14 protein-coding genes are annotated in these 12,806 nt (G+C 57.2%); 4 read left to right on the top strand and 10 right to left on the bottom strand.

Annotation, left to right across the window (positions count from 1 at the left end):
• Positions 1-41: 41 nt before the first annotated feature.
• Both E3U32_RS10775 and trmB read right to left on the bottom strand, forming a co-directional pair.
• Positions 42-368 (bottom strand): YggL family protein, encoded by a 327-nt coding sequence (locus E3U32_RS10775; protein ID WP_134348786.1) that lies wholly within the window; start codon positions 366-368, stop codon positions 42-44.
• Positions 368-1,087 (bottom strand): tRNA (guanosine(46)-N7)-methyltransferase TrmB, encoded by a 720-nt coding sequence (gene trmB / locus E3U32_RS10770; RefSeq protein ID WP_134348785.1) that lies wholly within the window; start codon positions 1,085-1,087, stop codon positions 368-370. Before trmB ends, E3U32_RS10775 begins: the two co-directional genes overlap by 1 nt.
• A 138-nt stretch (positions 1,088-1,225) precedes the next feature.
• Here trmB and mutY point away from each other — a divergent pair, with 138 nt between their 5' ends.
• The 4 genes from mutY to E3U32_RS10750 all read left to right on the top strand — a co-directional run bounded on the left by mutY (position 1,226) and on the right by E3U32_RS10750 (position 5,266).
• A complete protein-coding gene (gene mutY, locus E3U32_RS10765) occupies positions 1,226-2,284 on the top strand; it encodes an A/G-specific adenine glycosylase (RefSeq protein WP_134348784.1) in 1,059 nt (352 codons plus the stop codon).
• A 25-nt stretch (positions 2,285-2,309) separates the two neighbouring features.
• Positions 2,310-2,582 (top strand): oxidative damage protection protein, encoded by a 273-nt coding sequence (locus E3U32_RS10760; protein ID WP_023309138.1) that lies wholly within the window; start codon positions 2,310-2,312, stop codon positions 2,580-2,582.
• 83 nt (positions 2,583-2,665) lie between these two features.
• Positions 2,666-3,742 carry a membrane-bound lytic murein transglycosylase MltC gene (mltC, locus tag E3U32_RS10755; RefSeq protein ID WP_134348920.1) on the top strand — a complete coding sequence of 359 codons (1,077 nt, stop codon included), beginning with the start codon at positions 2,666-2,668 and terminating at the stop codon, positions 3,740-3,742.
• Positions 3,743-4,009: 267 nt separating this feature from the next.
• Entirely contained in the window at positions 4,010-5,266 is a 1,257-nt protein-coding gene (locus tag E3U32_RS10750) for a nucleoside permease (RefSeq protein ID WP_134348783.1), read from the top strand.
• An 80-nt stretch (positions 5,267-5,346) separates the two neighbouring features.
• Here the strand turns inward: E3U32_RS10750 and citG are convergent, their stop codons facing one another.
• The 8 genes from citG to E3U32_RS10710 are packed head-to-tail and all read right to left on the bottom strand — an operon-like array spanning position 5,347 to position 12,658.
• Positions 5,347-6,150, bottom strand: a complete 804-nt coding sequence (gene citG / locus E3U32_RS10745; RefSeq protein ID WP_134348782.1) for a triphosphoribosyl-dephospho-CoA synthase CitG — start codon at positions 6,148-6,150, stop codon at positions 5,347-5,349.
• On the bottom strand, positions 6,128-6,667 hold the full coding sequence (gene citX / locus E3U32_RS10740) for a citrate lyase holo-[acyl-carrier protein] synthase (RefSeq protein ID WP_134348781.1): 540 nt from the start codon (positions 6,665-6,667) through the stop codon (positions 6,128-6,130). Before citX ends, citG begins: the two co-directional genes overlap by 23 nt.
• Positions 6,668-6,669: 2 nt before the next feature.
• A complete protein-coding gene (citF, locus tag E3U32_RS10735; RefSeq protein WP_134348780.1) occupies positions 6,670-8,187 on the bottom strand; it encodes a citrate lyase subunit alpha in 1,518 nt (505 codons plus the stop codon).
• A 10-nt stretch (positions 8,188-8,197) separates the two neighbouring features.
• Positions 8,198-9,073, bottom strand: a complete 876-nt coding sequence (gene citE / locus E3U32_RS10730) for a citrate (pro-3S)-lyase subunit beta (RefSeq protein ID WP_134348779.1) — start codon at positions 9,071-9,073, stop codon at positions 8,198-8,200.
• On the bottom strand, positions 9,070-9,363 hold the full coding sequence (citD, locus tag E3U32_RS10725; RefSeq protein WP_023333363.1) for a citrate lyase acyl carrier protein: 294 nt from the start codon (positions 9,361-9,363) through the stop codon (positions 9,070-9,072). The genes citE and citD overlap by 4 nt, the downstream gene beginning before the upstream one ends.
• Before the next feature lie 16 nt (positions 9,364-9,379).
• Positions 9,380-10,402: a [citrate (pro-3S)-lyase] ligase gene (gene citC / locus E3U32_RS10720; protein ID WP_134348778.1), complete on the bottom strand. Its 1,023-nt coding sequence runs from the start codon at positions 10,400-10,402 to the stop codon at positions 9,380-9,382.
• 13 nt (positions 10,403-10,415) lie between these two features.
• Positions 10,416-11,279: a fumarylacetoacetate hydrolase family protein gene (locus tag E3U32_RS10715; protein WP_134348777.1), complete on the bottom strand. Its 864-nt coding sequence runs from the start codon at positions 11,277-11,279 to the stop codon at positions 10,416-10,418.
• Between the two features lie 17 nt (positions 11,280-11,296).
• Positions 11,297-12,658 carry a 2-hydroxycarboxylate transporter family protein gene (locus E3U32_RS10710; RefSeq protein WP_134348776.1) on the bottom strand — a complete coding sequence of 454 codons (1,362 nt, stop codon included), beginning with the start codon at positions 12,656-12,658 and terminating at the stop codon, positions 11,297-11,299.
• Positions 12,659-12,806: the final 148 nt, after the last annotated feature.

Raw genomic sequence — 12,806 nt, 5'->3', positions numbered from 1 at the left:
AGACAAAATGGGCCAGCTAATGCTGGCCCTTGGCTTCTTAATTAGTCCCACCAAACGTCGAAAAGTTCGCTGACGCGGACATCTTCCAGCTTGCGGTCTTCAAGCCATTTACGTACCAGAGCCTGATGTTCTTCGGTGCATTTACCCACTTCCTGGGTGCAGATCAGACCTTCCCATGCCAGGTAGCCGCTACCGTCGAAGGCCAGCTTGTTGGGTTCGATCACGTCATTGATGAACGCATCTACTTCCTGATCGATCTGTTCTACGCTGGTGCCTTCCGGGAAACGCCACGCTACGGAGAAACCCACTTCCTGGAATTCTTCGATATGCATTTTTTTACGCAGACGACGGCTACGATTCTTTGCCATTATTTCACCCTCTCGAACATTAAGTCCCATACACCGTGACCAAGACGATGGCCACGCTGTTCAAATTTCGTTACCGGACGCGATTCCGGACGCGGTACGTAGTCGTTGCTGGCAGACTGGTTTTTGTAACCATCCAGAGACGACATCACTTCCAGCATATGTTCCGCATACGGTTCCCAGTCGGTCGCCATATGGAAGACACCGCCCAGCTTCAGCTTACTTTTTACCAGCTCAGCAAACGGCGCCTGAACGATACGGCGTTTATTATGACGTGCTTTGTGCCACGGGTCAGGGAAAAAGAGCTGAACCATGGTTAAAGAATTGTCAGGAATCATTTTATGCAGCACTTCCACCGCGTCGTGACACATCACGCGCAGGTTCTCAACGCCCTCTTCATGGGCCGTTGCCAGGCATGCACCCACGCCCGGGGAGTGTACTTCGATACCGAGGAAGTTCTGCTCCGGGCGGGCTTTCGCCATGGCCACCAGCGAGGTGCCCATACCAAAGCCGATTTCCAGCGTGACTGGCGCCTCGCGACCAAACAGTTCAGTAAAGTCCAGAGGCTGCTCGCTGAACTCAACGCCCATCACCGGCCAGTAGTTGTCCAGCGCATGTTGCTGCCCTTTTGTCAGGCGGCCCTGACGGCGGACAAAGCTGCGAATACGGCGCAGCGGGCGACCGTTTTCATCAAATTCCGGTGAAATGACGTCGTTTTTCATAAAAGAGTTGTCTGCTTGTGAGAATGTTCGGGAAACGGGCATTATCCAAAGTTAAGGCTTCTATGCAAGCATGGGAAAGATCCGGTTTACAGCAGATTGACGCTGTGCTGCAATCGGCGTCCCTGATTATACGAATCGATGACCATGCAAGCCTCTCAATTTTCAGCCCAGGTGCTGGACTGGTACGACAAATACGGGCGTAAAACCCTGCCCTGGCAAATTGAAAAAACGCCTTACAAAGTATGGCTCTCCGAAGTGATGTTGCAACAAACGCAGGTCGCCACGGTGATCCCTTACTTTGAGCGTTTTATGGCACGCTTCCCGACGGTGACCGATCTGGCCAACGCGCCGCTGGACGAGGTGCTGCACCTGTGGACCGGGCTTGGCTACTACGCCCGCGCGCGTAATTTGCACAAAGCCGCACAGCAGGTCGCGACGCGCCACAACGGTAAATTCCCGGAAACCTTCGACGAAGTGGCGGATTTACCCGGCGTCGGGCGTTCAACCGCGGGCGCCATTCTCTCTCTGTCTTTAGGCAAACATTTCCCGATCCTCGACGGCAACGTTAAGCGCGTGCTGGCACGCTGCTATGCCGTCGACGGCTGGCCGGGGAAGAAGGACGTTGAAAAACGTCTTTGGGAGATCAGTGAAGACGTCACCCCAGCCAACGGCGTGGAGCGTTTTAATCAGGCGATGATGGACCTCGGCGCGATGGTCTGCACGCGCTCAAAACCAAAATGCGAACTCTGCCCGGTGAATAATCTCTGCATGGCGTATGCCAACCATTCGTGGGCGCAGTATCCGGGTAAGAAACCCAAGCAGACGCTGCCCGAGCGCACCGGCTATATGCTGCTGATGCAGCACGGCGACGACGTCTTCCTGGCCCAGCGTCCACCGAGCGGTCTGTGGGGCGGTCTATACTGCTTCCCACAGTTTGAAAATGAAGCGCTGCTGCGTGAATGGCTTAAATCACGCGGGATTGCTGCCGATAACCTGACGCAGCTGACCGCGTTTCGCCACACCTTCAGCCATTTCCACCTGGATATTGTGCCGATGTGGCTTCCCGTGTCCTCATTCACCTCGTGCATGGATGAAGGCACTGCTCTCTGGTATAACTTAGCGCAACCGCCATCAGTCGGACTGGCGGCTCCCGTGGAGCGCCTGTTACAGCAATTACGTGCCGGTGCAATGGTTTAGCATCGGCTAAAAAAGAGGAATGAGTATGGCCAGAACGATTTTTTGTACTTTCCTGCAGCGTGACGCTGAAGGCCAGGATTTCCAGCTTTATCCGGGCGACCTGGGTAAACGCATTTATAACGAAATCTCCAAAGAAGCCTGGGGACAGTGGCAGAAAAAGCAGACCATGCTGATCAACGAGAAGAAACTCAGCATGATGAACCCGGAACATCGCAAACTGCTGGAGCAGGAGATGGTGAGCTTCCTGTTCGAAGGCAAAGACGTGCACATCGAAGGCTATACGCCGCCGGAAAAATAATATCGCGCCGCTGTTGCCGGGTGGCGCTGCGCTTACCCGGCGAAAGCAACGACTAAGCAAACACAACACGCACTCCCGGAATGATGAAAAAACTTTTAGCGCTAGCCCTTGTTGCGCCGTTGCTTGTCTCGTGTTCTTCAAAAAAAGGCGATGATTACAACGAAGCCTGGATCAAGGACACCAACGGTTTTGACATTTTGATGGGGCAGTTTGCCCACAACATCGAGAATATATGGGGATTTAACGAAGTTCTTATTGCCGGACCTAAGGACTACGTTAAGTACACCGACGCCTATCTGACCCGTAGCCACATCAACTTTGATGAGGGTACGATCACGATTGAAACCATCGCAGGCACAGACCCTGCGGCACGACTCCGTCAGGCGATTATCAAAACCCTGCTGATGGGTGACGATCCGGGCTCTATCGATCTCTACTCCGATGCCGACGATATCACTATCTCGAAAGAGCCGTTCCTGTACGGTCAGGTTGTCGATCAGACCGGCCAGCCGATCCGCTGGGAAGGTCGCGCTACGAAATTTGCCGACTATCTGCTGCAGACGCGCCTCAAAAGCCGCTCTAACGGTCTGAAGATTATCTACAGCGTCACCATCAACCTCGTCCCGAACCACCTCGACAAGCGTGCGCATAAGTACATTGGGATGGTGCGTCAGGCCTCGCGTAAGTACGGTGTGGATGAGTCGCTGATCCTGGCGATTATGCAAACCGAGTCGTCGTTTAACCCGTACGCGGTAAGCCGTTCCGACGCCCTGGGGCTGATGCAGGTTGTGCAGCACAGCGCCGGTAAAGACGTCTTCCGCGCGCAGGGTAAATCCGGGACGCCGAGCCGCAGCTATCTGTTCGATCCGCAGAGCAACATTGATACCGGCACGGCCTATCTGGCAATGCTAAACAATGTCTACCTTGGCGGGATTGATAACCCAACCTCGCGCCGCTATGCGGTGATCACCGCCTATAACGGCGGCGCGGGCAGCGTGCTGCGTGTGTTCTCGAATGACAAAGTGCAGGCCGCAAACATCATCAACAGCATGGCACCAGGGGATGTCTACTCAACCCTCACCACCCGCCACCCGTCTGCGGAATCCCGTCGCTATCTGTATAAGGTGAATTCGGCGCAGAAGAACTACCGTCGCCGATAATCAACACACCTTCTCCTGCAAGGAGAAGGTGTTCTGCTTTCCCTCTCCCCGTGGGAGAGGGTCAGGGTGAGGGCATCAGGCCACACCCATCCCCACCCATACGAAAATGTTATTTGCATCACAATCCAAACTGCAAATTAATGTGGATTGCATTTTTTTGCGGGAGGTAACAAAACATATCGTTGCCAACTGATAGAATTGCATCAAATAACAACCCTGAATGTTCCCAAAACAACATATCTCCCGCTCACTTGTGAGGAAAGTAACATGAACCTTAAGCTGCAGCTTAAAATCTTGTCGTTTCTGCAGTTCTGCCTGTGGGGTAGCTGGCTAACCACACTCGGCTCCTATATGTTTGTGACGCTCAAGTTCGATGGTGCGTCAATCGGTGCCGTATACAGCTCGCTCGGTATTGCGGCTGTCTTCATGCCAACGCTGCTGGGGATCGTGGCGGATAAATGGTTAAGTGCGAAATGGCTGTACATGCTTTGCCATCTGGTAGGCGCGGGGACGCTGTTTATGGCAGCCCAGGTGACCACGCCGGGGGCGATGTTCATGGTGATCCTGCTTAACTCGCTGGCCTACATGCCAACGCTTGGCCTGATCAACACCATCTCCTACCACCGCATCAAGTCTGCGGGAATGGATATCGTGACTGACTTCCCGCCAATCCGTATCTGGGGCACCATCGGCTTTATCATGGCGATGTGGGGCGTGAGCTTCGCGGGCTTTGAACTGAGCCACATGCAGCTCTACATCGGCGCAGCGCTCTCTGTGGTACTGGCATTGTTCACCCTGACGCTGCCGCACATTCCGGTTTCTAACCAGCAGAAGAACCAGAGCTGGAGTTCAATGCTCGGTCTGGATGCGTTCGCATTGTTCAAAAACAAACGCATGGCGATCTTCTTTATCTTCTCCATGCTGCTGGGCGCGGAACTGCAGATCACCAACATGTTCGGCAATACCTTCCTGCACAGCTTCGATAACAACCCGCTGTTTACCGGAAGCTTTATTGTTGAGCACGCGTCGGTGATGATGTCCATCTCTCAGATCTCTGAGACGCTGTTCATCCTGACCATCCCGTTCTTCCTGAGCCGCTACGGCATCAAGAACGTCATGCTGATCAGTATCGCGGCATGGATGTTGCGCTTCGGTCTGTTCGCCTACGGCGACCCAAGCCCGTTCGGCACCGTGCTGCTGGTTCTGTCGATGATTGTTTACGGCTGCGCCTTCGACTTCTTCAACATCTCGGGTTCCGTGTTTGTAGAAAAAGAAGTGAAGCCTGAAATCCGCGCCAGTGCACAGGGTATGTTCCTGATGATGACCAACGGCTTCGGCTGTATTCTGGGCGGTGTGGTGAGCGGTAAAGTGGTTGAGATGTACACCACCAACGGCATCACCAACTGGCAGCCTGTGTGGCTGATCTTCGCCGCGTACTCGCTGGTGCTGTTCTTCGCGTTTATCGCGCTGTTCAAGTACAAGCATGTTCGCGTGCCGAATGGTGCACAGCCAGTCGCGCATTGATATGCTATGCCCGGTGGCGCTGCGCTTACCGGGCCTACAAAACCAGACCGTAGGCCGGGTAAGGCGTAGCCGCCACCCGGCTATTTTATTGCAGAAAGCACCCACCCCACCGACAGCAAATCCGCACTGCCGCCCGGACTCAGGTTTCGTTTAATCAATGCGTTATCCATTCTGAGCAACGCCTCGCGGTCCCAGCCGTCAGCCAGTAATTCCCGTGCGTAGCCCTGAACGTAGCGCAGCCCCTCAATGCCGCCGCGCGAAACCAGGTTGCTGTCCTGATTTATCGCCATCAGGCGTAACAGCAGGCCGTGAAGGGAATGTCCTTTCCACTGCGCCAGCGCCTTACGTACCGTTGCAAAGCCACTCTCTGCCTCACCGCGCGCGCCCGTTAAGCCGTACTGCTGAAATTGCCGCTCGCCCGCGGTCGCCTGTCCGCTGCGTGCGGCCAGCTCCCGCGAAACCAGCCCGTTGCAGATGTTACTCACCTCACAACAGAGGTTGTCTGCGGAGACTTTTTTCACGCGCCCGGCGGCAAAGCACAGTAAGCCCAGGGCAAAAATACCGCCTTTATGCGTGTTCACCCCGTTCGTTGCGGCATACATCGCCTGCTCGCAGGCCATCCCCATCGGGCGGAGAACCCGTAACTGCTCGTCAGCGGGTTTATCTGCATGCGCGTTACCCAGTTCAGCAAAGCGCGAAAACCACGGCGTAATCGCCGCAATGCTGCGGACAAACAGCGCGTGGTCCATATCGCGATGGGAGCCGTTATTAAGCTTGTCTACCAGCCCCGGCTTGGGCGTCAGTTCCAGCTCCTGCCACAGCGCCGCTTCGACAAGCGCTGGCACGTCAGCCGGGCAGGGTTTAGTCGCGAGCAAACCAGTCATCGATCATCTTCTCCACGCGGGAAACCACCAGCTCAACGGGATGGTTCCGCGAACGGGAGCAGGCATGCGCGGGCTCGTCGCAGATCAGGCAGCGTCTGAGATTCGCCCCCAGCGACTGACGCCCTACATGGCCGTGCTGAGGGCAGATCACATCCAGATCCCACAGTCTGCCGAGCGGATGCGTTTGCTCCAGCTCCGCACAGTGCGCTTTGATTTCCACCGCAGGATGGGCCACGCACCACAGGGCTTCCGGCCCGGTCGGGAGCCACAGCACCTGGCGGTCCAGCACCTGCCAGCGGTTTTCCCACAGCAGCTGGTCGCACATCTGCAGCGCCACGCCCATGGTGTTGCGATAGCGCAGGCTGTCTTTGATTTCCCCTGGCGTAACCAGCGTGAGGGAAATCACCGGTTGTTGATAGTGCTCAAGCATGTCAACCTGACGCGCTGCGCGGCGCTCTTTCGCCGTCAGCAGTTCGTCCAGGCTGACACCCGTCCGCACGGGTGTCGCTGTTGTCATAACTACTCCTTCACCTGTCGTACGGTGTCGATCACGCTGCCGTCGCGGTAGCGGATCACCCCGACGATTTTGTCTGTAAATTCAATCGGTTTAGGTACGCCGGTCAGGGAAATCGCCCGCTCGTAAAGCGCGCTGATATCCACAACTTTGAGTCCTGCTTCCAGCAGCCGCTCGCGGATTTCCGGGCGCGCCGGGTTGACCGCAATGCCGTGGTCGGTGACCAGCACGTCAATGCTCTCCCCCGGCGTGAGGCGCGTGGTAACGCGCTTCACCACCGTTGGAATACGGCTGCGCAGCAGCGGCGCAACAACGATGGTCAGGTTTGCTGCGGCGGCGACGTCGCAGTGCCCGCCAGACGCGCCGCGCATCACGCCGTCGGAGCCGGTGATGACGTTAACGTTGAAATCGACGTCAATTTCCAGGGCGCTGAGGATCACCACGTCGAGCTGGTCGCAGCTCGCCGCTTTGCTGCCAGGGTTGGCGTAGACGTTGGTGGAAATCTCCACGTGGTTCGGGTTACGCGCCAGCGAGGCCGCCGCCTGGCCGTCAAAGCACTGGGTATCGAGCAGCTTTTCGATAAGCCCCTTCTCGTGCAAATCCACCAGGCTGCCGGTGATGCCGCCGAGCGCAAAGCGTGCCTTAACGCCGCTGCGCTCCATCTTCTCTTCCATAAAGCGCGTGCAGGCGGTGGCCGCCGCGCCGGAGCCGGTCTGCATCGAGAAGCCGGGTTTGAAATAGCCGGAGTGTTCAATCACGTCTGCTGCATAGCGGGCGATCATCAGCTCGCGCGGGTTGCTGGTAACGCGCGCCGCACCGACGCTGATTTTCGCCGGGTCGCCGACGCTCTCGACCTGCACGATGTAGTCCACCTGGTCCTGCACCAGGCTGGCAGGCATATTGGGGAACGGCACCAGCTCTTCGGTCAGCAGCACCACCTTACGGGCGAAGTGCGCGTCCACCATGGCGTAGCCCAGCGAGCCGCAGCAGGATTTGCCGTGCGTGCCGTTGGCGTTGCCAAATTCATCGCTGCACGGCACGCCGAGAAACGCCACGTCGATATTCAGCTCGCCGTCCTGCAGCAGCTTGACGCGCCCGCCGTGAGAGTGAATTTGCACCGGCTCGTCCATCAGCCCGTGCGAGATGGCATCCGCCAGCTTGCCGCGCATGCCGGAGGTGTAAATCCGGGTGATGACGCCGCTCTCAATATGTTCGATCAGCGCGTCGTTACAGGTCATCAGCGAGCTGGAGGCCAGCGTCAGGTTTTTAAAGCCCATCCGTGCCAGCAGCGCCACAACGGTATTGATCACCCGGTCACCTTCGCGGAATGCGTGGTGGAAGGAGATGGTCATCCCGTCCTGCAGACCGCTGCGTAATACGGCCTCTTCAACGGTCGCACACAATTTTCGGTTATGTTTAGCCTCGCTGTCTGCCAGCCACGGCGTCGCGCTGTGCGCAGTATCAAAGGGTTTTAAATCCCGCAAATGGGGAAAATTCACATGGAGAAGTTCTGTCTGATTCATTGTGTAATCCTTAACGACGCACGCCGGAGGCCGCTGCGCGCTCGAGCACTACCTGCGCGTGGTTAATTATCGGGGCATCGACCATTTTGCCGTTGAGCGACACCACGCCGAGACCGTTACGTTCGCCCTCTTCTGCGGCTTCAATCACGCGTTTCGCGTGATCCACCTCTTCCTGCGTCGGGGCGTAAGCGTTATGCAGCAGGTCAATCTGGCGCGGGTTGATCAGCGATTTACCGTTAAAGCCCATCTTGCGGATCAGATCGACCTCGCGCAGGAACCCGGCCTCGTCGTTAACGTCTGACCACACCACGTCGAAGGCATCGATGCCCGCAGCGCGGGCGGCATGCAGTACGGCACAGCGGGCATAGAACAGCTCGGTGCCGTCGCCGCGCTCGGTCTGCATGTCCATGACGTAGTCAAAGGCCGCCAGCGCGATGCCAATTAAGCGCGGGGAGCTGCGGGCAATCGCCACGGCGTTGATGACGCCAATGGCCGACTCGATCGCCGCCATTACGCGGGTGGAGCCAACCTTGCGTCCGCATTCACGTTCAATGCGCTCCAGGTGGCCTTCCAGCTCGTAGATATCTTCCGGCGTGTCGGTTTTCGGCAGGCGGATCACGTCCACGCCAGCATGCACGGCGGCCTCCAGATCCAGCAGGCCAAACGGCGTGCTCAACGGGTTAATGCGCACCACGGTTTCGATATCCTGATACATCGGGTGCTGTAGCGCGTGGAACACCAGCATGCGTGCGGTGTCTTTTTCACGCAGGGCGACCGCATCTTCAAGGTCAAACATGATGGAGTCCGGGCGGTAGATAAACGCGGTGGAGAGCATGGCGGCGTTGGCGCCGGGCAGGAACAGCATACTGCGGCGGAGTTTGCTCATTTCAGCGCCCCCCAGTTGATGGCCTGGTCATCGGCGGCACGCATCAGCGCGCTTTGCAGGCGGGCGCGGATCACACAGTCCAGCGCCCCTTTGTCTTCAATAATGATTAATCCCTGGTGCACGTTCATGGCGCGCAATGTGTCGTTGACCACCTGGCGAATTTGCTCGCCAAACTGCTTAATCACTTCACTGTGGATGACTATCTCCAGCTCGCCGTGAGCGGGAGCGATTTTCACCATCAGGTCGCTGGACTCCTGCGTTCCGGCCAGCGCCTCCCTTACAATTTTCATGATAAATTCCTGGTAGTTAAGCGACTTCCGCACTCGCACGGTAATGTGTTTCGAGGTGCGCGAAGGTGGAGTCCGGGACAATCTCCCGGATCCGGGAAAACTGCTGTGTCTTCAGTAAGCGGCGCACTTCGGACGCTGAAATGGCGTTGCCGGTGGCCTTGATGCGCGGCATTTCCACAACTTCGATATGCGAGGCGAGCAGGTCGTGCAGCGTCTGGTTGTACTGACGGGTGATATCGCAAAACGGCTCCGAGCCAATAAAGCGATGGGTAATCCCCAGCGCCGGGGCGATGAAGTCCCGGAAGATCAGCACGTCGATTTCGCTCCACGCCTGCTGCACTTTGCCGGTCTCCTTCAGGAAGTAGGCCGGGAAGGTGGCGCGGGAGATGATGTACTGCGAGCCTTCGTGTACCACCACGTTCGGCAGATGCGCCACGCCCGCACGAACCATCTCGAGGCGCGCGCTAAACGGGAAGAACGAGGCATCTTCACGCACCACGAACAGGTGCAGGGCATCGCACTGCCCTGCCGCCTGCTCCACCAGATGGCGGTGGCCGAGGGTGAACGGATTGGCGTTCATCACTATCGCGCCAATTTTTTCCCCACATTTACGCATCCTGGAGAGGGACCGGCAGTAACGTTCGATGCCCTGCGGGGTGTTCTCCATCAGCACCGCATTGTTACCGCTCTGGGCAATCGGCCAGAAACCGCTGCGGGCAAAGCGCTCCTTGTTGCACGGACGCGTGCAGAGGAAAAGATGAAAATGGCCGCGCTCCAGCGCCGCATTTTGCACCTCTGCCAGCAGGCGCGCGCTGAGGTTCTCGCCACGAAGCTGCTCGTTGACCGCCACGCATTTGATGACGTTGGCGGCAAGCCCTGCGCAACCCACCAGCTGCGAGCCGGACCAGGCTTCGACGAAAAGCGTGATGTCGTTGTCCAGGCCAAGGCCGCTGTCGGCCAGCAGGTAACGGATCTGGCTTAAACGTTCCGGGTGCTTCGCCACCAGCGTGTGGCGAAAATCGATGGGTTGCGATTGCATGCTGCCGCCTTACCTAGTGTGCTGCCGCAAGCCCGACGGCTGGCGCTTCCACGATCACGTTGCTCAGATGACCGATATGCTCGATCTCCACCTCAATGCGATCGCCCTCTTTCATAAACAGCGGCGGGTTACGCTTTTTACCCACGCCGCCAGGGGAGCCGGTGATGATCACATCGCCCGGGCTTAAGCGGGTGAAGGTGCTGATGTATTCGATAAGCTCCGCCACCTTGTGGATCATGCTGCTGGTGTTGTCTTCCTGCACCATGCGGCCGTTCAGCCAGGTGCGGATCGCAAGCTGGTGCGGGTCCGGGATCTCATCGGCCGTCGCCATCCACGGGCCGAACGCGCCGGTCTGACGCCAGTTTTTACCGGCCGTAAACCAGGTGTGCTGCCAGTCGCGGGCGGAGCCATCCATGTAGCAGCTGTAACCGGCCACGTGGCGCAGGGCGTCGTTGCGGCTGATGTTCTCCCCGCCTTTACCGATGATCACCGCCAGCTCGCCTTCGTAGTCGAATTCGCTGGAGTGGCGCGGCTTCAGCACCGGCTCGTTATGTCCGGTCTGTGAATCCGGGAAGCGGACAAACAGCGTCGGGGCCGGGTTATGCTGGTCAAACTCCTTGCGCTTGTCGGCGTAGTTCATGCCCACGCAGAGAATTTTTTCCGGCTGCTCAATCACCGGTAAGAAGGTGATGGCGCTCATCGGCACATCCACCGCATCGTTGATATAGCGGGTGGCCTGCGCCAGCCCGTTGCCCTGCAGCAGCGCTTTGAGGTCGCTGTACTGGTCGCCCAGACGGCGACGTAAATCAATCACACCTTCGGCCTGGACGATGCCGTAGCTGCGTTTTCCCTGGTATAAAAAGCTTGCGAGTTTCATTGTTCTTTCCTGAAAACTTAAACGAGGAAGTTGCCCAGAATCAGCAGTGAGATAGAGACGTTAATCGCGCCGCCGATACGGGTAGCAATCTGGGCGAACGGCATCAGGCTCATACGGTTGCCTGCGGTCAGGATCGCCACGTCGCCGGTACCGCCCTGGCCGCTCTGGCAGCAGGAAACGATGGCGACATCAATCGGGTGCATACCAATCTTTTTGCCGACGAAGAATCCCGTGGCGACCAGTGCAGAAACGGTGCTGACAATCACCAGCAGGTTGCTGACGGTGAAGGCCGCGACCAGTTCGTGCCACGGGGTAATAGCCACGCCGACGGCAAACAGGATTGGGTAGGTCACAGAGGTCTGGAAGAATTTGTACACTACCTGAGAGCCTTCCAGCAGGCGCGGAGAGGCGCCGTTGCAGAGCTTCACCAGTACCGCCATAAACAGCATGCCAACCGGTGCAGGCAGGCCAATCAGCTTGTGGCCGAGCATGCCCAGCATGTAGAGCAGTACCGCCAGCAGCGCGCCGGAGGCGATAGTGGTCACGTCTGCTTTGCCAGAGAATGCAGGCTGAGAGACGGTGGTATCCGCATTCGCGCGGTTAGGCATCAGCTGGCCTTCACCGGTCAGGTGCGGGTAGCGTTTACCAAGCTGGTTCAGACAGCCGGAGATAATAATTGCGGTCAGACCGCCGAGCATCACCATCGGCAGCACGCGACCGAGCGCCACGCCCTGGTCCATATGGAGCAAAGTGGCATAGCCGATGGAAAGCGGGATCGCCCCTTCTCCTACGCCGCCCGCCATGATCGGCAGAATAATAAAGAAGAAGATCTGGAACGGTTCAAGGCCCAGGGCGATACCGACGCCCATCCCGACAATCATGCCGACGATTTCACCGCACAGCATCGGGAAGAAGATGCGCAGGAAGCCCTGAATCAGCACGGTGCGGTTCATACTCATGATGCTGCCGACAATAATGCAGCATATGTAGAGGTAGAGAATGTTGGTGGATTTGTAGAACTTGGTCGTGGACTCGACTACCACATCCGGCAGCAGGCCGTAGTAAACCAGTGCGGAAGGAATAAAGGTGGCGCAGATTGCCGCCGCGCCGAGCTTGCCGACAATCGGCAGGCGTTTACCAAACTCGCCGCAGGCAAAGCCGAAGAACGCCAGCGTAGCCACCATCACCACGATGTCGCTCGGCAGTTTTCCGCCCAGACAATCAATGGCAATCAGTACACCCGCCAGAACAAACAGTGGCAGAGGAATAATCCCGATTTTCCAGGTATCCATAATATGCCACCAGCGCTCTTTGAGCGAAGGTCGCTGAATTTCAATCGGGTCGTGGGTAACAGAGAAAGAATCGTCAGTTGTGCTCATAATAAGCCCCTTAGTTATTTTGTGCGTTCAGCTTAGAGTCACAAAGGCTTACTTTATGTGAGGAAAGGCATATTAAAAGCGAAGTTTTAATGGCCACTATGGTTTTAATGGTTTCTTTTATTTAATGTGATTTATGCCTTATTTATTC

The sequence above is a fragment of the Lelliottia nimipressuralis genome, assembly GCF_004402045.1.
GTDB lineage: Bacteria > Pseudomonadota > Gammaproteobacteria > Enterobacterales > Enterobacteriaceae > Enterobacter > Enterobacter chinensis.
Note: the sequence above shows the minus strand (reverse complement) of the source record. Positions and strands in the feature narration are given on the sequence as shown.